The 23589-nt window shown below is 42.3% G+C and carries 23 protein-coding genes; 6 read left to right on the top strand and 17 right to left on the bottom strand.

The genetic code is table 11. The features are described 5' to 3' along the window. Nucleotides 1–926: 926 nt before the first annotated feature. Genes rluF through BUC17_RS09390 form a run of 5 tightly spaced genes read right to left on the bottom strand, consistent with a single transcriptional unit; the run spans nt 927 to nt 5079 of the window. Nucleotides 927–1646, bottom strand: a complete 720-nt coding sequence (gene rluF / locus BUC17_RS09410) for a 23S rRNA pseudouridine(2604) synthase RluF (protein WP_073363634.1) — start codon at nt 1644–1646, stop codon at nt 927–929. Between the two features lie 26 nt (nt 1647–1672). After that, nucleotides 1673–2506, bottom strand: coding sequence for an alpha/beta fold hydrolase (locus tag BUC17_RS09405; RefSeq protein ID WP_073363632.1), 834 nt, complete (start codon nt 2504–2506; stop codon nt 1673–1675). A gap of 48 nt (nt 2507–2554) precedes the next feature. Then, nucleotides 2555–3334 (bottom strand): zinc ribbon domain-containing protein, encoded by a 780-nt coding sequence (locus BUC17_RS09400; protein ID WP_073363630.1) that lies wholly within the window; start codon nt 3332–3334, stop codon nt 2555–2557. Nucleotides 3335–3337: 3 nt separating this feature from the next. Beyond that, on the bottom strand, nt 3338–4471 hold the full coding sequence (locus BUC17_RS09395) for a Nif3-like dinuclear metal center hexameric protein (RefSeq protein WP_073363628.1): 1134 nt from the start codon (nt 4469–4471) through the stop codon (nt 3338–3340). Between the two features lie 41 nt (nt 4472–4512). Further along, complete coding sequence (locus tag BUC17_RS09390; RefSeq protein ID WP_143161769.1) at nt 4513–5079, bottom strand: hypothetical protein; 567 nt, start codon at nt 5077–5079, stop codon at nt 4513–4515. Nucleotides 5080–5127: 48 nt separating this feature from the next. Here BUC17_RS09390 and lpxK point away from each other — a divergent pair, with 48 nt between their 5' ends. Both lpxK and BUC17_RS09380 read left to right on the top strand, forming a co-directional pair. Continuing rightward, entirely contained in the window at nt 5128–6159 is a 1032-nt protein-coding gene (gene lpxK, locus BUC17_RS09385) for a tetraacyldisaccharide 4'-kinase (RefSeq protein WP_073363624.1), read from the top strand. Continuing rightward, entirely contained in the window at nt 6131–6952 is an 822-nt protein-coding gene (locus BUC17_RS09380) for a purine-nucleoside phosphorylase (protein WP_073363701.1), read from the top strand. The genes lpxK and BUC17_RS09380 overlap by 29 nt, the downstream gene beginning before the upstream one ends. Here the strand turns inward: BUC17_RS09380 and BUC17_RS09375 are convergent. The 12 genes from BUC17_RS09375 to recF form a co-directional block, all read right to left on the bottom strand. Next, nucleotides 6944–9121, bottom strand: a complete 2178-nt coding sequence (locus tag BUC17_RS09375; RefSeq protein ID WP_073363622.1) for a hybrid sensor histidine kinase/response regulator — start codon at nt 9119–9121, stop codon at nt 6944–6946. The two genes, BUC17_RS09380 and BUC17_RS09375, sit on opposite strands and share 9 nt — an antisense overlap. Before the next feature lie 32 nt (nt 9122–9153). Beyond that, entirely contained in the window at nt 9154–10152 is a 999-nt protein-coding gene (gap, locus tag BUC17_RS09370) for a type I glyceraldehyde-3-phosphate dehydrogenase (protein ID WP_073363620.1), read from the bottom strand. A 10-nt stretch (nt 10153–10162) separates the two neighbouring features. After that, nucleotides 10163–11035, bottom strand: coding sequence for a lipoyl synthase (gene lipA / locus BUC17_RS09365; RefSeq protein WP_073363618.1), 873 nt, complete (start codon nt 11033–11035; stop codon nt 10163–10165). Nucleotides 11036–11112: 77 nt separating this feature from the next. Further along, the gene (locus tag BUC17_RS09360) at nt 11113–12357 is read right to left on the bottom strand and encodes an MFS transporter (protein ID WP_073363616.1); all 1245 of its coding nucleotides are present in this window, start codon (nt 12355–12357) and stop codon (nt 11113–11115) included. A 77-nt stretch (nt 12358–12434) separates the two neighbouring features. Then, complete coding sequence (locus tag BUC17_RS09355; protein WP_073363614.1) at nt 12435–13256, bottom strand: energy transducer TonB; 822 nt, start codon at nt 13254–13256, stop codon at nt 12435–12437. 165 nt (nt 13257–13421) lie between these two features. Further along, nucleotides 13422–13970, bottom strand: coding sequence for an RNA polymerase sigma factor (locus BUC17_RS09350; RefSeq protein WP_073363612.1), 549 nt, complete (start codon nt 13968–13970; stop codon nt 13422–13424). Then, entirely contained in the window at nt 13961–15085 is a 1125-nt protein-coding gene (locus BUC17_RS09345) for a glycosyltransferase (RefSeq protein WP_234977699.1), read from the bottom strand. The genes BUC17_RS09350 and BUC17_RS09345 overlap by 10 nt, the downstream gene beginning before the upstream one ends. A gap of 59 nt (nt 15086–15144) precedes the next feature. Continuing rightward, nucleotides 15145–15759 (bottom strand): FMN-binding negative transcriptional regulator, encoded by a 615-nt coding sequence (locus tag BUC17_RS09340; RefSeq protein ID WP_073363610.1) that lies wholly within the window; start codon nt 15757–15759, stop codon nt 15145–15147. A 1-nt stretch (nt 15760) separates the two neighbouring features. Then, on the bottom strand, nt 15761–16774 hold the full coding sequence (murB, locus tag BUC17_RS09335; RefSeq protein WP_073363607.1) for a UDP-N-acetylmuramate dehydrogenase: 1014 nt from the start codon (nt 16772–16774) through the stop codon (nt 15761–15763). 40 nt (nt 16775–16814) lie between these two features. Continuing rightward, nucleotides 16815–17492: a DUF2461 domain-containing protein gene (locus tag BUC17_RS09330; protein ID WP_317044514.1), complete on the bottom strand. Its 678-nt coding sequence runs from the start codon at nt 17490–17492 to the stop codon at nt 16815–16817. Then, nucleotides 17489–18211 (bottom strand): thioredoxin domain-containing protein, encoded by a 723-nt coding sequence (locus tag BUC17_RS09325; RefSeq protein WP_073363603.1) that lies wholly within the window; start codon nt 18209–18211, stop codon nt 17489–17491. The genes BUC17_RS09330 and BUC17_RS09325 overlap by 4 nt, the downstream gene beginning before the upstream one ends. 54 nt (nt 18212–18265) lie before the next feature. Next, nucleotides 18266–19345: a DNA replication/repair protein RecF gene (gene recF, locus BUC17_RS09320; RefSeq protein ID WP_073363602.1), complete on the bottom strand. Its 1080-nt coding sequence runs from the start codon at nt 19343–19345 to the stop codon at nt 18266–18268. A 140-nt stretch (nt 19346–19485) separates the two neighbouring features. On the opposite strand from recF, the gene BUC17_RS09315 reads away from it, so the two are divergent. The 4 genes from BUC17_RS09315 to BUC17_RS09300 all read left to right on the top strand — a co-directional run bounded on the left by BUC17_RS09315 (nt 19486) and on the right by BUC17_RS09300 (nt 23589). Beyond that, a complete protein-coding gene (locus tag BUC17_RS09315) occupies nt 19486–20295 on the top strand; it encodes a tetratricopeptide repeat protein (RefSeq protein WP_073363697.1) in 810 nt (269 codons plus the stop codon). Nucleotides 20296–20328: 33 nt separating this feature from the next. Then, nucleotides 20329–20820, top strand: a complete 492-nt coding sequence (gene ribH, locus BUC17_RS09310) for a 6,7-dimethyl-8-ribityllumazine synthase (protein ID WP_073363600.1) — start codon at nt 20329–20331, stop codon at nt 20818–20820. Nucleotides 20821–20926: 106 nt separating this feature from the next. Next, complete coding sequence (mutL, locus tag BUC17_RS09305; protein ID WP_073363598.1) at nt 20927–22792, top strand: DNA mismatch repair endonuclease MutL; 1866 nt, start codon at nt 20927–20929, stop codon at nt 22790–22792. Further along, on the top strand, nt 22789–23589 hold the full coding sequence (locus BUC17_RS09300) for a rhomboid family intramembrane serine protease (RefSeq protein ID WP_073363596.1): 801 nt from the start codon (nt 22789–22791) through the stop codon (nt 23587–23589). Before mutL ends, BUC17_RS09300 begins: the two co-directional genes overlap by 4 nt.

Below are 23589 nucleotides of genomic sequence, written 5' to 3'. Positions count from 1 at the left end.
ACTAGTTTTTTTGTCTGCTTAATAGTCTTAATTTATGCGGTATAGTGAGTAGTCTTAATTTCTCAATGTTTAAAAAATGGAACACAAGGTTTTATAAGGTTTTTTTGTTTAAAAGTGTAAGGGGGGTAATAATGTAGCGTGAACCATGATCATAAAACGCGTCTTCTTTTCTCTTGCTTCTTTGCTCTTTTTTCTAGAAGAAGGTTAGTCGTAAGTCGTAAGTGGATTAGTCATAAGTCATTTTAGCAGTCAGCGATTAGCGATTAGCCGTCAGTGTTCAGTCATCAGTGTTTATCCATCAGTCATTAGCAATTAGCTTCCTCACTTCCCAAAGACAGTCTTTTCTCTTGTTTCTTTGCTCTTTTTTCTATTTGCCACGAAGACTCAAAGTCACTAAGATTTAAGACTAGAAAAACTAGTTTTTTGGCCTGCTTAATCGTCTTAATTTATGCGGTATAGTGAGTAGTCTTAATTCCTTAATGTTTTGAAATTTTGGAGCACAAAGTATCACGATGTTTGCACAAAGTTTAAAAGGTTAATTAGTGTAAAAGTGTAAGGGGGTTAATAGTGTAGTGTGAACCATGATCATAAAACGCGCCTTCTTTTCTCTTGCTTCTTTGCTCTTTTTTCTAAAAGAAGGTTAGTCGTAAGTCGTCTAGTCGTAAGTCGTAAGTCATTTTAGCAGTCAGCGATTAGTGTTCAGTCAACAGTGTTCAGTCAACAGTGTTCAGTCATCAGCAATTAGCTCCCTTGCTTCCCAAAACTAGTCTTTGCTCTTGCTTCTTTGCTCTTTCCTCTATATCATCCACACATTGCAACCCCGCCCAATTCAATGCAACTATATCAATAAAGAAGATGGAACTCCCTTTCAGCAAGTCCATAACTCATAATTCATAATTCATAATTCATAACCCATAATTCATAACTCAAAACCCTTCAGCCGTTTTACTGGAATCCGCGAGCAAGGTATTTAGTTGTGCCATTTCTTTTGCGGTAAGGGGGCGGTATTTTCCCATGGGAACATCGAGCGAGATGTTCATGATTCGTATCCGTTTTAGGGCCGTCACTTCATAGCCAAGGTAGGTACACATGCGTCGAATTTGTCGGTTTAGCCCCTGGGTTAGCGTAATGCGAAATACATTCCGGCTTATGGCTTCCACCGGACAGGGCCGTGTGACTGTATCCAAAATAGGAACGCCTTTGCGCATTCGTTCGATAAAGCGATCGGTCAACGGTTTATCTACGGTTACAATGTACTCTTTCTCGTGATTGTTCCGCGCTCGAAGAATTTTGTTGACAATATCTCCATCGTTGGTCATCAGTAAAAGACCCTCGCTGGCTTTGTCCAAACGGCCTATAGGGAAAATGCGCTCAGGATACTTTAGGTAGTCAATGACGTTGTTTTTCACCGACGTGTTGGTCGTGCATTCAATGCCTACCGGTTTGTGAAACGCCAAATAAATCCGTTGCTCTTGGTCGTTGTGTATCGGTTTTCCATCGACACAAATGCGGTCTTCAGGACCCACTTTTGTACCCATTTCCGGACGCAATCCATTGACGGTTATGCGCCCTTGTTCAATAAGCCGATCAGCCTCACGTCGGGAACAATAGCCCGACTCGGAAAGAAATTTATTCAATCGTGTCATGACACAAAGATAGCGATTCGCAGTGATTACGGTTTTTCTATAAAATCAATCAAGGTTTGATACAAATACGCATCATGCAAACTGTGTCCCAGTCCGCGTGTCGTAATAAACTCTGCCTTAGGCCACGCTTTGGCAATTTTTTCACTCTCTTCCCACAAAACCACTGTATCTTCTTTGTCGTGGACAATGATTCCAGGTAACGTGAGCGATTCTACAAACAAAGCCGCCGAAAAGGATTCTAGGGTCACTTCAAATCGTTTTTGGGTGTACGCCTTTAAAAAGCGGTAAATGCGACGGTTTAACCCAAGCAGTTTGAGGTAATTTTTTAGAATAATTTTAAAATCAGAAGGCGCCCCGAGAAGTATTAACTTTTGCGCCGGATGCGGATAATGTTTTTGATAGTACGCGATGGCATTGCCCCCCACTGAGTGGCCAATAAGGACGGTAGGTTGGTAGCGTTCTACGATTTTGTGAATGAATGCAGCGTACAAGGGAACGTTAAACTCCATTCCACTCGACAATCCATGCGCGGGCGCATCTAGGGCTATAATTGTTTTTCCCGTTTTGAGTAAGGGTTTGATCAGCTTTTTCCATCGCGAGGCATTGCTTTCCCATCCGTGTACAAGAAGAATTACCTGGTCGTTCCCCTGCCAAACATAGGTTTGAATCACATGGGGATCCATGGTATGTGTTTCCCATTGGGCACGTTGTAAAATCTTTGGCGGTTTTTCGGCCTTGAACCTTCCTTTTCGCGGTTGACTAAAAAAACGATACGCCAAACGGAAGGCGTGTTTGGGATACACATAACTCATGAGGTTAAGGTATAACCCCAAAGTCTTGGCAAGTAGTAGTTGAATCATAGGCGCGGGGGATGAAATAAAAAAGCCACCGTAGGGTGGCCTTGTGTATTAGATGGATGCAAACAATTGTTGCATTTTTTCTCGTTCTTCTTGTGCCAATACATTATCGACCAATATACGTCCCGAATGCTCGTCGGTAATGATTTTTTTACGGGCTGCAATTTCCACTTGGGTTTGTGGGGGAATCGTAAAAAACGATCCTACAGAAGCGCCACGCTCAATCGATACCACGGCCAATCCGTTGCGAACACTTTTGCGGATACGATCGTAAGCCGCCAACAAACGGTCTTCGATGCCTTCGCGATATTCTGCCGATTTTTCCATCAAAAAGTTTTCTTCTTTTTGCGTTTCAGCCATAATATCATTCAACTCCGCTTTTTTGTGCTTTAAGTGGGTGGTTTTTTGATCTAATTTCTCTTTCGTTTGACCCACCGCTTCTTTTTTGAACTCTATCGAAGCTTTCATTTCTTTGATTTGCTTCTCGGCCAATTGAATTTCCAATTCTTGGTACTCAATCTCCTTGGTCAAGGCATTGTATTCACGGTTGTTGCGCACTTCTTTTTGTTGTTCAGCATAACGCTTAATCGAGGCTTGGTGGCTTTCAATGGCCCCTTTTTTCAATTTGATATTGTCCTCAATTTGGTTGAGCTCCAATTGTAATTTGTCCAAACGGGTGGTTAAACCGGTTACTTCATCTTCCAAATCTTCTACTTCAAGCGGTAATTCGCCGCGTACACTTCTGATTTCATCAATGCGGGAATCAATTAGCTGTAAATCATATAGCGCTCTTAATTTTTCTTCAACGCTCATTTCTTTTGTAGTAGCCATATTTTATAAGTACTTAACCGGGTTTGTATTTACTTCTGATACTTGAATTCCACTCGGTAGCGGAACGGGTGCAAAATTAGTAATTTTTTCTTTAAGAAAATCAACTATGTAATTTTTTGTAAATCTTTCACTTTCAAAGTGTCCCACGTCTGCCAAGATCATTTTTCCCTCGGCTTCGTAGTAATTATGGTATTTTAAATCGGCTGTGAGGTACAAATCGGCTCCTGCGGCTAAGGCATTTTTGATGGCAAAACTGCCCGACCCTCCTAAAACGGCTACGCGTTCAATTTTTCGATCCAAAAAAGCCGAATGGCGAATGCCGCCACAGGCTAATGTTGCTTTTACCTCCAGCAAAAATTCTCTGGCGTCTCGGGCGCTAGGGAGTTTACCGATACGTCCTAATCCCAAATTTTGATGGGTGTTTTGTAAATTGTAAACTTCATAAGCCACTTCTTCGTAACAATGGTGTTTAAAAAGGGCTTGAAGGATGGGTTGTTGAAGGTGTTTTTCAAAGGTCACTTCAATTTTTTGCTCTTCGGCGTTTACCCACTCATGGCGTTGTCCTACAACCGGGTTGCTGTTTTCATTCCCTCGATAGGTTCCGATACCGGTCGAATTGAAGCTGCAGTTTTCGTAGTTTCCGATGCGACCCGCGCCTGCAGCAAATAAGGCTTCTCTGAGGGCAGCCGCATGTTTGACAGGGGCATACGTGACTAGTTTTTGGATAAAATCGGTTTTTGGGATCAAAACCTCCGACTCGATGATGCCTAAGGCTTTACACAAGAGTGTATTCACCCCCTCAGGATGGTTGTCCAATGCCGTGTGGACGGCATAAATTGCAATGTCATTTTTGATGGCTTTACGAATCGCCCGCTCTACATAATTTTTTCCGGTAATCTTTTTTACACCCGAAAATAGAATGGGATGAAAACACACAACCACATTGCACTGTCGCGCTATAGCTTCCTCAATAACGGGTTCCAAGGCATCGTGGCATACCAGAATTCCGGTTACCGTCACTTCAGGGTCGCCGACCAAAAGGCCCACATTATCAAAATCCTCAGCATAGGCCGTAGGAGCGAGGGTTTCTAGCAAAGGAATTAATTGGCGTAGGGTAAATGAAGGGTTTATGGTCATAGTATGGTTTTGAAATAAACTAGGTTAGAAAAGGAAAAGGATCAAGTTTCCCAGCGATTAAATTCGTCAACGATTTGCCACGTGTCTCCTTTTTTTTGAAATAAAAAGAAACTGCCGCTGTTGTGTTCAATGGAGCGGTAAAATCCCACTTTAATCAAGCAATAGCCCTGGTCTAGGTAGATGGGTTGATTGACAATCATCATACGCTGATTATTTTCGCCAAAGCGTTGGGTGTCCTTTTCAAATTGGGCCAAGGTCACAGGCTGTTGTACTTTTTGTTTTAAGTATTGATTTTCTTTGGCAAACAAAAGGGAAAATTCAGCGTCCCAGGTTTCTGGGGCTTTGGGTGTTTGTACCTGCTTTTTAATGGCCTCCAATCGCGATTGTAAAATAGGATGATTGCGACAGCCATCCCATAGTTCAAGGGTATTGGGCGCTTTATCACGGTAAAAGTACAGCAATTGCAACCGATTTTTCACAATGGGTTTCTCTTGGGCATAAAAGCGATTCAATAGCAATTTTAGCAACACCGCATTGTCGGAAGGCGTGTTTTGCGCCTGTCCCAACAAGCCTATGAATGCCCAAAGGATCACCCAGCATTTGCTCATTTTTTGGTATTCCATCGCTCAAAGATAAAAAAATGTTACTTTCGTAAAATGATTATTTTGCGTATTCTCCTTTTCCCTTTAGCCCTTCTTTATGGAGGAATCACCGCCCTGCGCAACAAGGCCTATGATTGGGGTATTTTACGTTCCTACACCTTTCCCGTGCCCGTCATAGCTGTGGGGAATTTAAGTGTGGGTGGAACAGGAAAAACGCCACAGATTGAACAGTTAATACGACTTTTACACCCTCATTACCGCATCGCTACCCTGAGTCGAGGGTATCGTCGAAAATCCAAGGGGTATTGGGTGGCCAACGACCTTACAGATCCGTCTTCAAAAGAAGCTATTGTAGGGGATGAGCCGTATCAAATTCACCGAAAGTTTCCCGAAGTTACCGTTGCTGTCGATGCCGATCGCGTGCGGGGCATTACGCAATTGCTGGCCCGAAAGCCGCAACCCGAAGTCATTTTACTTGATGATGCTTTTCAACACCGACGCGTAAAAGCAGGGTTTTATATCCTGTTGACGGCCTATGATGATTTGTATTGCGACGATTGGATGTTGCCTACGGGTACTCTACGTGAGTTTACTTCGGGGGTACAACGCGCCCACATGATAATTGTCACAAAATGTCCCCCCAATTTGTCGGAACTTGCACAGCAGAAGATACGACAGCGTTTGGCTGCCTCGGTCCCTGTTTTTTTTAGTACAATTGTCTACGAAGATGGGGTCTATGACGGTCAAAATCGTAGGGCGTGGTCAAGTGTAAACAAAGCTGATTGTGTGTTTGTTACCGGAATTGCGAAACCAAAACCCTTTTTGGAATTTGTGGGCGCAACCGAAAGTCAAACCCTTCGATTTCCAGATCACCACTCTTTTTCTACGCAAGATATTGAACGAATGAATCGGGAGTTTGCGGGTAAAACAGTGATTACGACAGAAAAAGATTTTGTGCGTTTATACGGAAAAGGACTAGAATTACCGTTGTATTATCTTCCCATGCAAAGTCAACTTTTGCAACATGAAAACCAATGGAAACAACTCATTCAAGATTATGTGGGAACAAGTACAAGAAACCGTTAATTACATCAAAAAGGCAACTTCATTTTCACCCGATTACGGGGTGATATTGGGTTCGGGGTTAGGGAGTTTTACCGAGGACATCCAAATAACGCATGTTTTACCGTATGCAGCAATTCCGAATTTCCCTATATCAACCGTTCAAGGGCACCAAGGCGCGTTGGTTTTTGGAACTATCGGAGCCAAGAAAGTTGTGGCCATGCAAGGTCGTTTTCATTATTATGAAGGATATTCCATGACCCAAGTGACCTTCCCGGTTCGGGTGATGAAAGCCTTGGGGGTGTCCAAACTTATTGTTTCTAATGCTTCGGGGGGAGTGAATCCACAGTACCAGGTGGGTTCAATTGTTTTGCTCACCGACCACATCAATATGATGCCCGAACATCCGTTGCGGGGTGTCAATGAGGAACGTTTCGGGCCTCGCTTTGTAAACATGAGTGCACCCTACAATCGTACCCTTATTGCCCGAGCACATGCCATTGCCCAACAGGCTGGATTTCCAGTTCACGAAGGGATTTATTTAGCCTTGCAAGGGCCTACTTTTGAGACCTTAGCCGAGTATCGAATGGTTAAAATTTTAGGAGCCGATTGTGTGGGGATGTCTACAGTTCCCGAAGTTATCGTGGCACGGCACATGGATATGGAGGTTTTTGGCTTATCGGTCATTACCGACATGGGCAATGAAGAAAGTATCGAAGAAGTCAATCATGCGGAGGTGCTTAAAGCTGCGCAAAAGGCCGAACCTCAGGTGCGTTTACTCATTCGTGAATTGATCCAAACGGATACCTTAGAGTAGGTGATCGGCAATAATTTTATAAAACTTTTCGGGTTCAAACGGCTTCGTCAACACTTCGGTCATTCCATACGAAAGAAGCATCTCTCGGTTTTCATTTAAAGAAATCGCGGTCAAAGCAATAATCGGAATTTGGGTGTTGAATTCCCGAATTTGTTGCGTAGCGATGGTGCCGTTAATGCCAGGCAAATGCACGTCCATTAACACCAAATCATAACTGTTGGGCTCTTTACGAAGTAGGGTAACACTGTCTTCGCCATTATCTAAGATACGACAGGACATCCCGCGGTTTTCCAACATTTTTTTGGTAATCATCTGGTTGATTTTATTGTCTTCAACTAGCAATATACGTTTTCCTTCGACCACGGTTTCGACGGGTTCTTCCGTTTCAAATGTCTTTTTTTCTTCAATTAGGGTTTCGCTGACTTGGAACGGTAAAATGAAAGTAAACGTTGTGCCAAGCCCCACTTTACTGTTCAACGTAATGGTACCGCCCAACAATTCGACCAATCGTTTTACAATGGCCAATCCCAAACCTGTGCCCCCGTATTTGCGGTTGATTTCTATCGAACCTTGTGAAAAACTTTCAAAGATTTCATGTTGTTTGTCCTCGGGTATCCCAATGCCATTATCGGCTACTTGGAATTTGATTTTGATGGTTTTGTCTTGAATTTCCTCCAAATGAGTGCTTAAACGCACGTGGCCATTTTTGGTAAACTTCAAGGCGTTATTCACCAAGTTGATGATGATTTGCGATAATTTCGTCGGGTCACAAATAAGATGTTCCGGAATCGATTTGTCGATGTCAATTTCAAAAATGTTATTGTTCTCCTGGGCAATTTCTTTAAATGAGTTTTGAATGTTCTTGAGTTGGGTATGAAATGCACACTGAATATTCTCCACCGGTACGTTTTCCGACTCAATTCGATTGATTTCCAAAATGTCATTGATGAAAGTCAACAAATAATTTCCAGAAAATTGAAGGGAGTTTAAATATTCAATCTGACTTTCTTTGGGGTTGTCTTCAATCAAAAGGTGGGTAATTCCATTGATTGCATTCAAAGGAGTTCGCAATTCGTGACTCACTGTCGAAAGGAATTCAGACCGCGCTTTAGTGGCATTTTCAGCACGCTCTTTGGCGATTTCCAATTCGCGGTTTTTTTCTTGAAGCAATTTATTGGATTCGTTGCGGAGGATGTTGTTTTTGTATAACGATAAACTCAACAACGAAAGAATTGAAATCAGGGCAATAGCCAAAATACTGATGAGTTTCGCAAAGTTTTTGGCTTTCGTTTGACTCTCATTTTCCCGTTCCAATTGCTCCGCATGCTTAAGTTTTTCAGCATTTTTGAAGGAGTCAAAATCGACCGGTTCAATTTTTTGAAGGTATTGAATATCATTTTTTTCCTTCAACTGTACATAGCGTTTTAAGTAGGCGTGTGAAAGCTCGAGATTGGCATTTTTCTCATAAATTTCACTCAATGCTAGAAGTATTTTGGCCTGCAGGCCCGCTTGTCCTTCCGATTGTTTTAGGGCACGCGTCATGTAGTTTAAGGCCAAGTTATTGCGCTTTTTCTCCTTTTCCAACATCCCCAAATGGTAGAGGGCTTCGGGAACGATTTTTCGGTTGTGTACCGTGTCGGTAAGACTTACAATTTTCTCTAAAATTCCTTGCGCTTGATTATTTCGCCCCATACGTTTGTATACGATGGCGCGCTGTAGATTAATCATTTCAATAGCGCTATGAATTTTTAACTTTTGGTAAATGGCTTGGGCCTTGTTCAAATTGTTCTCTGCCAATGCGGTGTTATTTTGCTCAATGTACGTAAGTCCCAAGTAATAATAACACAAAGCTTGCTCTCGTGAGGGGGCTAAATTCGAATAAAAAGCAATACTTCGTACAAAAGCGTCGATCGCGTCTTCATTCTTTTTTAAATCAAAATAAATAAGCCCTAAATTGAAATAACTATCCCCTAAAGCTTTTTCATCGCTTTTCTTTTGCGCATAATTGATTGCTTTTTGGGCAAAATTAAGGCAGTTTCTATAGTTGTTTGCTTTTTTGTGGTATTGTATCTGTTCGAAGTAATAGCCAACACTATCGAAGGGCTTCGATACCTTTTTTTGTGCCGATACGACACAAGTAAATACGATGAAAAACCAAAGTTTTCTCATTACAGGGCAATATTGACCACAAAATAATAAAATTATTTGGAAATCAAACGAATTAAATCGACCAATCGCGAAGAATACCCGATTTCGTTATCATACCAGCCGACGACCTTAACCATACGGTCGATAACAGAAGTCAGTTGCGCATCAAAAAGACAAGAATGGGTATTGCCAAGGATGTCCACAGAGACGATTGGGTCTTCGGTATAATCCAAAATGTTTTTATAGTGACCCTGCGCTGCTTTTTGAAACGCATGATTGATTTCGGCAATACTGACATCGCGTTTAACATTGAATGTAATGTCGGTAAGGGAGCCATCGGGAACGGGAACCCGAATGCCACAACCTCCAATTTTTCCTTCCATGTGAGGAAATATTTTGGTCAATGCTTTGGCGGCACCGGTAGTAGTAGGCACAATGGATTGTGAGGCTCCCCGGGCACGACGTAAATCTTTATGGGGTTGGTCGTGTAAACTTTGGTCTGTAGTGTACGAATGTACCGTGGTGATATAGGCTTGTTCAATACCACACAACTCTTCAATAATTTGAATCATGGGTGCAGCATTGTTGGTGGTGCAACTCGCATTGGAGATAATTTGTTCAGACCCATCGAGTTCTTTTTCATTGACCCCCAAAACAATGGTTTTGATTTCTGGCACTTCAGAGGGGGCCGATAAAATTACTTTTTTGGCTCCTGCCTCCAAGTGTTCTTGTAATGCCTGATAACTTTTAAATTTTCCCGTCGCTTCAACCACAACATCCACACCTACAGAAGCCCAAGGAATTTGCGCAATGTTTCGTTCGTGAAAAAAGGGAATTTTGTGACCGTCAACGACCAAAAAATCAGCTTCGGCCGAAACAGGTATACCAAAGCGTCCATGAATGCTGTCATAACGGGTGAGGTGCGCCATCGTAGCGGTGTCGGCAATGTCATTGATGGCAACCACTTCAATGGCGTCATGATTCCACAATAATCGAAACAAATTGCGGCCAATGCGTCCGTATCCGTTGATGGCTACTCGAATTTTTTGCATGTGTAGGCGGTTATAGAATGTGCTTTTCAGCGTGGTAACTTGAACGAACCAACGCGCCACTTTCTACATGACGGAATCCCATTTCTTTCCCAATACGTTCATATTTTTCAAACTGCTCTGGGGTGATGAATTCTTTTACGGGTAAGTGTTTCTTGGTGGGTTGTAAATACTGTCCCAAGGTAACAATATCCACATTGGCATTGCGTAAGTCTTGCATGGTTTCAATGACTTCGGCTTCGGTTTCACCCAATCCCAACATGATCCCCGATTTGGTGCGGCGAATTCCTTTTTCTTTTAAATAGCGCAATACTTCCAAACTGCGGTCGTATTTGGCTTGAATTCGCACTTCACGCGTTAAACGACGTACGGTTTCCATATTGTGCGACACCACTTCGGGATTGGCTTCAACGATACGATCAATGTGACGGTGAATGCCTTGGAAGTCGGGAATCAAAGTTTCTAAGGTCGTTTCGGGATTCATGCGTCGGATGGCTTCTACGGTTTCCAACCAAATGATGGAGCCCATGTCTTTCAAGTCGTCGCGATCCACACTGGTAATTACGGCGTGTTTGATGCGCATAATTTTAATCGAACGGGCTACTTTTTCAGGTTCGTCCCAATCCACCGTTTCAGGGCGTCCTGTTTTTACCCCACAAAAACCACACGAACGGGTACAAATATTCCCCAAAATCATAAACGTTGCGGTCCCTTCACCCCAGCATTCCCCCATATTGGGGCAGCTTCCCGAGGTGCAAATCGTATTGAGTTTATATTTGTCAACAAGCCCCCGTAATTCAGTATATTTTTGTCCAATGGGTAACTTGACTTTGAGCCATTTAGGTTTTCCATTGGGAGGCAATACGTTGGTAGTTTCTGTGTGCATAATTCGAAAATTGTACGCAAAAATACAATCAAAATTTGAGAAATTCGGTGATGTGTTAAAGTTTTAAGAATCGTTTGTTACTCCAAAAAGTCCAATTCTTTATCATGCGTTTCTGGAATAGTTAAGGTAGCGTAAATTCCCAAGGAAAAGGCCAAAACACCTACCCACATCGCGGCATGGATGATGGAAAGGTCTTTTTTTAAATAATCAAAGAGGAGTAACATCAAAGGAAGTAAACCGCGCACCATGTTGGGTACTGTTGTGGTTGTGGTGTTGCGCAAATTGGTGCCAAATTGTTCGGCTGCCACAGTGACAAACATCGCCCAATAGCCCGTACCGAGTCCCAACCAAACACAGAAAAAATAATAGCTTTGTTCAGAGTAAGCGCCACCAAACAACATTCCAATCACGCCCAAAACCGTAAATAGCATCATGTACAAGATGGCTTTTTTTCGCGAATGCAAAGCATGGGAAATAAATCCACTGGCAAAATCCCCAGCCGATATTCCTACATACGCCCACATGATGGCTTTCCCGGGAACGATAGTGTCAATTCCCATTTCGGGAGCAAATTGATTGGCCATCATCGCAAGAATACCAATGCAATACCAAGTGGGCAGCCCGATCGCAATGCATTTAAGGTATTTTATCAAACGGGTTTTGTGCGTAAATAGGCTCAAAAAGTTCCCTTTGGACAAGGTTGTATCTTCGGCAATGCTCTTGTAAATCCCGCTTTCGGTGACACTAATGCGAAGCACCAACAACAAGAGACCCAATCCACCCCCGATAAAGTAGGCCGTAGTCCAATTGTCGGCCATTTCCACCGTAAGTTGTGCCACCACCGCTCCCAATAACCCAAAACCAGCCACCAAAGACGTTCCCAGAGCGCGTAATTCTTTGGGTAAGCTTTCCGAAACTAAGGTTATCCCGGCACCGAGTTCACCCGCCAAGCCAACCCCTGCGATAAAGCGCAACCAAGCATAAGCGGAGGCTTGATGTGTCGCCTCGAGTTGTGGTAAAAATCCACAAGCGATATTGGCCAAGGAATACACAAGAATGGATCCAAAGAGCACCGACAAACGTCCTTTTTTGTCCCCAAAAACACCCCAAAGTATGCCGCCCAACAACAGGCCTGTCATTTGGTAGTTGATGATTTTTGTTCCTACGGTATCGACATCAAGGTTGAGTTCGGTGAGACTAGGAACGCGAACAATACCAAACAGCAATAGGTCGTAAATGTCAACAAAATAGCCTAAAGCAGCAATAATTACTGGAAAACTCAAGAGGTGTTTCCATTTTTCTTGGGTAGAAAATTGGGTCATATAGGTTGGCTTTGTTGGGCTAAAATACTAAAAAAAAACCGCAGCGATTTGCTACGGTTCATGGAATACCTATTTGGTTATTGGCTTACGGTAATCGGAATGGTAAAACGGGAGCGTACGGCTTGCCCTTTCTTTTGCCCGGGACGCCATTTGGCTTTGATGGCATGTAAAACGCGCAGTGCTTCTTTGTCAACCGATTCATCGGCATTGCGTAAAATTTGAATGTCGGTCATGGTTCCGTTTTTTTCAATGACAAAAGTGACAAAAACTCTATGTACCTGATCGGTTTCTTCAAGCGCTTGCGGGTCAAATCTTCGTTTGATTTCTTCATAAAAACGGTTAATGCCTCCCGGAAATTCAGGTTGTTCATCCAGTCCCACAGCGTTTTCAATGGCGTTGGGGTCGATAGCATTGCCCGAATCACCTCCAGAGGTTGGTTGTGTACTCGTTCCATTGGGGTCGCCACCATTCGCAAACGGATTCGTACTTGTACCCGTATCGCTACCCAAGCCAGGATTTGGATTTACTACAGGATCTTTGGGCTCAGGTTCAGGTTCGACAGGTACTAATTCAGGCGCAACTGGGGTGTATTTTTTTACCTCATTTTCTGTAGTCTTTGCTTGGGCCGATTCCCCTTTGTGAACTTCTTTTTTAATCTCAACTTTGGTCAAGACAAGCGTATCGCTAAGTATAGGTGGCAGATTGTTATCGGGGGTTGGCTTAGTGTGAAACGAGCTTAAAAGAAAGATGCCAAAAGTGAGCAAGGAAAGCCCAAAAATAAAAGCTAACCAGGTGGTTTTTTCATTTTCGCGCCGAAGTTGATAGGCGCCATACTGTTGGTTTTTACCCTCAAAAATGACATCTAGCCATTTTTTTTCAAAGATACTTACATGGTTCATAGTTCTAATGTGTTAATGTTAGCGTATCTTTTTTACATAGGCAAAAGGATGAAAAGCGTTTGTATTACGATAACGCCGGTACGAATCGCAATATTGTAGGATAGCGTTAATTTTTTAACAACACGATTGGATTTACATCAAAAAAAAAGGGAAAAACGAAACAATCTAACGTCCTCGTATGATTTCAGCCAGCAGTTTTTTGGCTCGTAAAAGTTTGATTTTTACGTTGCTCAACGGTTCATTTAAGTGCTCTGAAATCTCTTGATAACTCAATTCTTGGAAGTAACGCAATTGAATTACTTCTTGATAGTGAGGTTTGAGTTCTTTGATAAATTGCAGCAAACGGGATAAGTTTTGTTCCGTAATTAGTTCGTCTTCAGCGGTAGGAGAAGTGTCTGCTATGTTATAAGCTTGTTGGTCTTCCTTGTCGGTTATTTCTATAAAAAGCGCTGATTTTCGTTTACGCAATAAGTCGATATGTACATTTTTAGCAATGGCAATCAGCCAGGTATTGAATTGAAATTCGGGATTATACGTCGCTATTTTGTCAAAAGCTTTGGAAAAGGTTTCAATCGTAATATCTTCAGCATCGGTTTCATTTTCAGTGCGTTTGAGCATAAAACCATACACCTCATTCCAATAATGGTCGAGTAAAAAGGTGAAGGCCACTTGATCGCCTTTCTTTGCTTTTTCGATGTGATGAATTATTTCCAATGCACAGGTTTTGAAAAAAGATTGGTGAAAGCTACGTTAAGTTGGGTGAAAATGAGAACGATTTCAATCAACGGATAGAAATACATCACGTCTTTTTCTTTCAACTTCCCGGCTGCCATTCCCAACACTATCCAGCAAAAAATGTACCGAAAACCAATCAAGCTCAACACTACAATCCATTGGTATTGAAAAGCCAACAAGGCTATAGGGGTGAGCAAAAATAGCAGCTGACTCAGGTAAAAAACACTTAGTTGAAAGCTGTCAAATCCTTTGTAATGTTGGGCTGTTGCGACATGACGTCGTTTCTGTTGGAACCAATCTTTGAATGTCGTTTTGGGCTGTGAATAGGTAAAACTATCTGTCGTATAACTGCACACCGTATTTTTTCCGTTGGCCGCTTGGTTGATAAACAAATCGTCATCACCCGAACGTATTTTCATATGATCCATAAAGCCCCGAACCCGGAAGAATTCTTCGCGTTTGTAAGCCATATTACGACCTACGCCCATGTAAGGTTTTCCTAAACGCGCCCAAGCAAAATATTGGGTGGCGGTTAGTAGCGTTTCAAAACGAATTAATTTATTCAAAAACGACCCTTTTACTTTTTCATAAGCGCCATAGCCAAGTACAATGGTTTTTTGCGCCGTAAAATGACCCGTCATTTCTTTGATCCATTGATTTGAAGTCGGGTAGCAGTCGGCGTCGGTAAACAGTAAATATTCGTATTTGGCGGCTTTAATGCCTAAGGTTAAGGCAAATTTTTTATTGCCCCAAAAGGCTTCATTGTTTTCTACTTTAACCAACCTGATATTGGGATAGATTGCTTCAAAATGTTCAAAATGCGCCAAGGTATCGTCACTTGAGGCATCGTCGATGAGTACAATTTCAAATTGAGGATAGTCTTGTTCGGCCAAAAGGGGAACCAATTTTAAGACATTTTCAGCTTCATTTTTGGCACAGACAATCACCGAAACTGGAATGCGTTTTGGGGCGCCTTGTTGGGCTTTTTGAAACGCAAATTTGCCAAAAACGAAAACGTAATATAAGAATTGAACAGCAACAGCGGCAATAAATAATCCAAAAAGAGTCCCTAAAACCATAGTGGTAAATTGCATTTAAAGCGAGCGCAAAGGTAGCGATTCTCTAGGCAATACACAACCTCGATTTTAACATTTTACGGACGGTTTTTACGCATCGCTTGTGCCAAGGCATGGGTATTTGGATCGGCTGTTTTTTCGAGGGCATTCAGAATACGTTGGTAGTTTTTATCATCCCGATTCTGGGATAGTTTTTTCTGTCCTTGTGTGTCGGTAATGGTGATTTCAAATCCCACGATACCCCGGGCTTCACGCAGGGTTTTCTCTGAAAGATTTTCCATTCGAATGGGATGCTCTGAAGTTACTTCTTGTAAATCAACAAGTTTCTTCAAGCCCGCTAGCGCTTCTTCGTGTGAATGGATTTTTATTTTTCCATAGACATGCACTGCGATATAATTCCACGTCGGAACATTTTCATGATCATACCAAGAGGAAGAAATATAGGCATGGGGACCCGAAAAAATAGCAAGGACAGCATCATTTTCTAAAAACCCTTGGTGCTGCGGATTTAATTTGGAGAGATGTCCCAAAAGATACGGTGTGCCATCCGTTTTTGTATCCAAAACCAACGGCAGGTGAGTGGCCCACAATTGGCCTTGCGTTTGGTTAACAAGAATTGCAAAATTGTTGGCCCGAATGAATTCATGCATTTCTTCTGGGTTGGAAAGGCTATAATTTTCGGGAATATACATGCTAAATAATATTTACTTCAGCTTCGATGGCAATACCGTATTTTGCCCAAACTGTTTGTTGTACTTTTTGGGATAGTTTCAAAATGTCTTGTCCCGTGGCATTGCCATAATTTACCAATACCAAGGCTTGATTTTTATGTACTCCTGCATCGCCCTCACGATATCCTTTGAGTCCCGCTTGTTCGATAAGCCAACCTGCGGGCACTTTCACCTCGGTAGGGGAAACGTCATAATATTTTATATCGGGATATTGAGCTTGTACGGTTTCAAAATGCGTGCGGGGAATCACGGGATTTTTAAAAAAACTACCGCTATTGCCCAACTCTTTCGGGTCGGGAAGTTTGCGTTGACGAATCGTTATTACCGCGTTACTAATGTCTTTGATCGTGGGGGTGACCACATTGTTTTTGGCCAATTCCGCTTGAATATCGCCATAATTACTGTTGATGCTGTGGTTTCGTTTGGTTAGGCGAAAAACAACCGATGTAATGATGTAGATTCCCTTGGCCTCTTGTTTGAAAACACTTTCGCGGTATCCAAATTGGCAGGCTTCCCTATCAAAAGTTCGTTTCGACTGTCCATCTATGGTTATCGTTTCACACGAAACAAAGGTGTCTTTGATTTCGGCCCCGTAGGCTCCAATATTTTGAACGGGGGTTGTACCCACATTTCCGGGAATCAGGGACATGTTTTCGAGACCACCGTAATTGTGTTCCAAGGTCCAAAGCACAAATTCATGCCAATTTTCACCCGCCATCGCTTCTACCCACACATGGTCATCGTCTTCCTTAATTACCTTTTTTCCTTTCAAATTTACATGGATCACCAAGGCTTCAATATTGCGTGTGAGCAACATATTACTACCGCCTCCGAGGATAAATTTAGGTTCGTTTACGTGCTGATGCAACACCGTTTGCAATTCCTCTAGGGTTTGCACTTCGACAAATTTTTGGGCAAAGGCTTCGATGCCAAACGTGTTGTATTTTTTTAAGGGAAAATGAGTTTCAATGGTCATAACGGAAATTGCTTAACGCAAGAAGTTGTAAATTGTGGGTTTATTCTTCAGTCTCCAACGCCCGGCGAAGGAAGTCGTTTAAGGGTTTTAAAACCGCCAATTCGCGGGCTATTTTTTTACCAAAATCGGGTTCAAGAAATCGCTCGTCGGCAAGGGGAGCGGCTGCTGTAAAACTTTTTAATTTTAAAAATTCAATTCCAGGATGGTTCGGGTCGGTGTCTTTGGGCGCTTTTTTGAGCACGTTGCCTTCTTCCCGCGACAAGGATTTGTACTGTGTTGCAAATGATTTTTCATGGACAATATCATCCAAATCTTCGTAAAAGAATTCAATTTCCTTTCTGATTTTTTTCAGTTGCTCGGGTTCTGGACACCATACGCCACCCGCAATAAACGAGGCGCCTTTTTCATAATGAATGTAGTAGCCAGGACTGTTTTTCTGACTTTTATCTTGGGTAAACCACATGCCGATATTGGTTTTATACGGCGATTTATCTTTTGAAAAACGGATGTCGCGATTGATACGAAACGTACAATTTTTAGGCTCAAGGGGTTCGAGAGATGGGTCCCATTTTTTTAGCTCCTCCAAAACTGCTGCAATGGTACTATGATACCATTTTTTGTAGGCCTCATAGGCTTTTTTTTGACTGTGAAACCATTCCGTATTGTTATTGTTTTTGAGCGCTTCAAGGAAATCAAACGCTTCACGAGTAGTCATCATTGCAATTGTTTTTTGAGTTCTTCTTCCGAAAGGTAGCCCAAATAACGCCACACTTGTTTTTTGTTTTCATACACCATCAGCGTGGGATATCCTTCTACTTTAAGGGCTTCTGCCAATGCGAGGTTTTCTTCAGCATCAATGCGAACCACAACCACTTTGTCGCTCATTTCGGTAGCAATTTTATCCAGCGTTGGTTTCAATTTTTTACAGGGGCCGCACCATGTTGTGTAGAAATCGACCAGTACTTTTTTGTCGGTATTCAAAAGCTTTTCAAAATCGCTTTGGGTCATTCCTCCCGCAGCCGAAGCATTAGCCAACCCGGCAGCACGCCATTTTTGATAGCCTCCTTCCAGTTCATAAATGGTTGTGAATCCCATTTCTTGTAGTTTTTTGGCAGCCGCAGTGCTACGACTTCCCGCCAAACAATACACATAGACAGGTTTTGATCGATCGAGTTGTGCTACCCCTTTTTCAAATTCCTCAGCGGCATTCCAATTCAAATTTTTCGCTTTGTCAAGATGGCCAGCCGCAAATTCTTCGGGTGTTCGTACATCAATAATTTGAGCTTCAGCTTGGTTTTTTATAGCTGTTGCAAAGGCTTGTGCGTCTAATGTTTCATAGCGACTCTCAGCATTTTTTTCGGTTGATTCGGTTGCTTTTTTTTGGCAACTGGCCGTTAGCATCACTAGGGATAACAACACTAAAGTAATTTTTTTCATCGGTTATTTTTTTGCGAAAATAATAGGGTAAAGATAGCCATTCTGTAAGCTTTGTTACAAATGAAATAATTTATACGATTGTTGGGTGTTTTTTACCAATTGCTCCGTGCGTTCAGGATGGGTATCGGAGATAAAAAGTTGGCCAAACTCTTCTTGTTGCACCAAGGCTATAATTTGCTGCACCCGATTTTCGTCCAATTTATCAAAAATATCATCAAAAAGGAGAATGGGTTTTTCACCGCTTTGTTTTTTTACAAATTCAAATTGCGCCAATTTTAAGGCGATTAAAAACGATTTTTGTTGGCCTTGCGAACCGTATTTTTTTATGGGATAGCCTTCTATTAAAAATGACAAATCGTCTTTGTGAATGCCGGTTGCTGTATATTGTAACTGGCGATCGCGTGGGAGATTCCTTGCCAACAATGTCTCGGTGGACGCTTCCAGCAAATCGCTTTCGTAGCGAAGTTCAACCCGTTCAGCACGCCCAGTAATGTGGTGATGGTGTTTTTGAAAAATGGGTTCAAATGAAGCAATAAAGTCTTGTCGTTTTTGAAAAATAGGTGCGCCCAATTGATGCAATTGGTGGTTGTATACGGCCAGCGTTTCGGGGTCAAACGTATGATTCAAGGCAAAATACTTCAACAAAGCATTCCGTTGACTGACCACTTTTTGGTACTGAATTAGTTGTTGCAAATAGGGAGCATCCAATTGCGAAATCACGGTATCCATGAAGCGGCGGCGGGTTTCACTTCCTTCTACAATCAAATCCGTATCCGAGGGTGAAATGATGACTAACGGAATGAGTCCCACATGTTCAGAAAACTTTTCATAGGGTTTACCGTTCCGTTTCAATACTTTTTTCTGTCCTTTTTTTAAGCTACAAACGATATGTTCACTGCGTTCTTGTTTTTCAAATTCTCCTTCAATCATAAAGAAATCGGTCCCATGTTGAATATTCTGCGCTGCCAACGGATTAAAATAGCTTTTTCCGTAAGCCAAGTGATACACGGCATCCAATACATTGGTTTTGCCTACTCCATTTTTCCCTACAAAACAATTGATTTTAGCGTCAAAAGCATAGGTTACTTCAGCGATATTTTTATAGTTTAGTAAAGAAATGCGTTTTAAAAACATTGCAAAACAAAGGGTTAGCCTGTTCGATTGCCTCGTAAAGGAGATTTTTACAAGAGGTGCAAATTATTGAAAAATATCGAAAAAAAGGGCTTTTAAATTTGAATAAAAATTATATTTTTGCGCACACTAATTTAACATACATGGCAACATATAATAAAAGAGGATACAAAGCCCCCAAAGAAAAAGTAGAAGGCGATGAGAACGTAAAGATGGACAATCAGTTCTTGGAAGACGTGCCCAATGTTGATGAAAAGGACAGTGCAACGGCTCGTACGTTTGATGCTTTAGACCAAACCGCATCACGTACCGAAGAATGGGTTGCTCGTAACCAAAAATTTATTTTAGGGTTCTTGGGTGGTGCCGCTTTGATGACCATCGGGTATTTGTTGTATCAGAAATTTGTTGTTGAGCCTAACGAGCAAAAAGCAACTGACGATTTATATGTAGCCCAGCAAAATTTCCAAGCAGCTGTTGATGCACAAGATCCTAAAGTACAAGATTCTTTGTTCACCTTGGTGGTCAAAGGTGCCGAAGGAAAGCAAAGTGCTGTGGATTTGGCAAGTCAATACAGTGGAACCGATTCGGGGAATTTGGCCAACTATTATGCAGGTATCGCGTATTTGAATTTGAAGAAGTACGATGATGCTATCAAATTTTTGGAAGCATACAAAGCCAATGACGATTTTACCGGTCCGATTGCGGTTGGAGCTATTGGTGATGCCTATGCACAGAAAAAAGACAATGCTAAAGCTTTAGAATATTACGAAAAAGCAGCTCGTGCTAAAGCGAATGAGTTCACAACGCCACGTTATTTATACAAAGCTGGTGTTATGTGTGTGGAAATGGGAAAAAAAGCAGACGCCTTAAAGTACTTTACCGAAATTAAGGAACAGTACGAAAGCGCTCCTGAAGCACAGCAAATCGATGCGCTAATCGGAATGGTGAAGTAATTCCACTTCATGATCTAGTACGCCCTATTACGCATGGCAACGGAAAATAAAAACTTATCCCAATACGATAAAAATACAATCCCAAACGCGAAGGACTTTCGGTTTGGGATTGTTGTTTCTGCCTGGAATGGACACATTACCCATGGCTTATACCAAGGGGCTTTACATACCTTACTCGATTGTGGCGCTCGCCCTGAAAACATCATGACCTGGGAGGTACCCGGAAGTTTTGAATTAATTTACGGTGCCAAACGCATGATGGATCAACCGGTTGATTGTGTAATTACGATTGGTTGCGTGATCAAAGGGGAAACCATGCATTTTGAGTTTGTTTGTGAGGGGGTAACGCAAGGCATCAAAGATTTGAATTGCTTGGGAGCTCAACCTGTTATTTTTTGTTTGCTCACCGACAATACCGAACAACAATCCATCGATCGAAGTGGTGGAAAGCATGGCAATAAAGGAGTCGAAGCTGCCATCACAGCGATTCACATGGCCGCGCTACGGCAACGAACAAAACAATAATCGAATCCTGTCGCTGCGGCAGGATTTTTTGTTTTTTAAACCCTAGTTTTTCGCTAACTTTGCGTGGATTTGTCTGAAAAGATAGGTTTACTAATTTCTGCATGGTATGTCGTCAATAATTCAATTACTTCCCGATCACGTTGCCAACCAAATTGCCGCAGGTGAGGTGGTACAACGTCCGGCTTCTGTGGTAAAAGAATTGCTCGAAAATGCGGTAGATGCGAAGGCAACCGACATTAAGTTGATTGTTAAAGACGCCGGTAAGTCCTTGGTACAGGTAGTCGATAATGGCATTGGTATGAATGTCACCGACGCCCGCCTTTGTTTTGAACGCCATGCGACCTCCAAGATTCGTCATGCAGAGGACTTATTTTCTATTCATACCAAAGGGTTTCGAGGGGAAGCCCTGGCCTCCATAGCGGCGATTGCTCATGTTGAAATGAAAACCCGACAAGCCGAAGACGAGTTGGGGACTCATATCATCATCGAGGGGAGCAAGTTTATTGCCCAAGATCCCGCAGTAGTCCCCAAAGGGACGTCCTTTGCGATTAAAAATTTGTTTTTCAATATTCCCGCCCGACGAAATTTTTTAAAGTCCGAACACATAGAGTTTCGCCATGTCATGGATGAGTTCCAACGGGTTGCCTTGGCCCATCCCGGCATTCATTTTACCCTAATCCACAACGGCAGCGAAACCTTTAATCTGCCTATTTCCAATCAGCGGCAACGCATTGTGAATTTGTTTGCAGGAAAAACCAATGAAAAGCTCGTTCCGGTTCAAGAAACTACGGAAATTGTGAGTGTTCAAGGATTTATTGGAAAACCTGAATTTGCCAAAAAAAATAAGGGCGAGCAGTTTTTTTTCGTCAACGACCGCTACATTCGAAGCAGTTACCTTCATCATGCCGTGTTGTCGGCCTATGAAGGCTTGTTGAAAGAAGGCATGCAACCCAGTTATTTTATCTATTTGGATGTGCCTCCGCATACCATTGACATCAATATCCATCCTACCAAAACCGAAATTAAGTTCGATGATGAACAGGCGCTTTATGCTATATTACGGGCAGCGGTCAAACACAGTTTGGGGCAGTTTAATGTGGCTCCCGTTTTGGATTTTGAGCGCGATCCTAATTTGGATACGCCCTACGAGTATCAGCATAAAGAGGCCGCTTATCCTACCATTCAAGTCGATCAGCATTACAATCCGTTTGCCGATGATAGTACTCCTGTTCGATCAACATCAACGCAACAATCGGTTCGCCAACAACGGTTTACTCCAGCGCCCTCTTCGGCTTCGTGGGAGAGTTTGTATGTTGGTTTAAAACAAGATACCGAAGCGATGTATGTTCCCGAATCAGCGCATGAACGCGCCACACCTTCGTTATTCAATGATCAAGAACCCGAGGCTGCCGTTACCAAAACCTATCAGTTGCAGCGAAAATATATCGTAAGTCCTATCAAATCGGGGCTTATGTTTATTCATCAAAACCGAGCGCACCAACGAATTCTTTATGAGCAGTTTTTAACGCAAATAACGGTGCAACAAGCCGCAAGTCAGCAACTTTTGTTTCCCTTGTCGCTGTCGTTTACACCGGTTGAAATGCATTTATTGGTCGAACTCGAACCTGCGCTTCAGGCTGTGGGATTCCAGTTTGAACGCTGGGAAACCGAAGGGGTTGTGGTGAGTGGCATTCCTGTCAATACGACAGCGCAAGCCATTCCTAGCGTGTTTGAAACGGTTTTGCATGCGTTTCAGGAAGGATTTACCGACAGTTTTAGTCCCAACGATACCTTGGCCAAAGCGATGGCACGATCCTTGTCGATCAAAAAAGGGGTTGTTTTATCGGAAAAAGAACAAGAAATGATAGTCAACGGCCTTTTTGCCTGCAAAGATCCCAATGTAAGTCCTCAACAAAAGCCCACCTTTATCACAATGAGTGTGGATGAAATCGATAAAAAATTTTCGCTATGATGCAATTGTCCCCTGTGGTTAAACAGCTTTTAATCATCAATGTTATTTTCTTTTTGGGGTGTATTCCTTTGGTTCATGCCACCGATTATTTTGCTTTGCATTATTTCAAAAATGAGAGCTTCCGTTCGTGGCAGTTTTTCTCGTACATGTTTATGCACGGCGGATTCATGCATTTGTTTTTCAATATGTTTGCCTTGTTTTCTTTTGGCACCATGTTGGAACGTATCTGGGGTAGCTCCAAGTTTTTGTTTTTTTACATTTCATGTGGTTTGGGCGCCGCTTTGGTTCACATGGGGGTTAGTTTTTTTATTGTCCAAGACGTTGCTCAGCAATTGTCGAGTTTGCAAATCGCACCCGATGATTTCAATTTCTTGATGAATGCCAATTACAATCTTTCTGTGGATCGCGATTATAAAATTGTAGGTGAGGTGAATACGCTTTTGGAGAAATACCGTTTTACCCAAGACCAATTCAACACCTTAACGCTAGCCGTAAAAGAATACCAAACCCCAATGGTAGGAGCTTCGGGCGCTATTTATGGTTTATTGGTCGCTTTTGCCTTTATGTTTCCCAATGCCGAATTGATGATGTTGTTTATTCCAGTACCCATTAAAGCAAAGTATTATGTCACAGCTTTGGTACTTTTGGATTTGATCATGGGCTACCGCGGGACATCCATTTTTGGCGGTAACAGTACAGGCATTGCCCATTTTGCCCACCTTGGAGGTGCCTTGTTCGGATTTATCATGATGTGGGTGTGGCGAAAAAATCAGTTTAATCAAAACCGTTGGAATTAA

Origin of the sequence: Flavobacterium fontis (assembly GCF_900129405.1) — a bacterium.
In the GTDB taxonomy this organism is placed as follows: domain Bacteria; phylum Bacteroidota; class Bacteroidia; order Flavobacteriales; family Flavobacteriaceae; genus Flavobacterium; species Flavobacterium fontis.
This window is presented reverse-complemented; position numbering and strand designations above follow the sequence as displayed.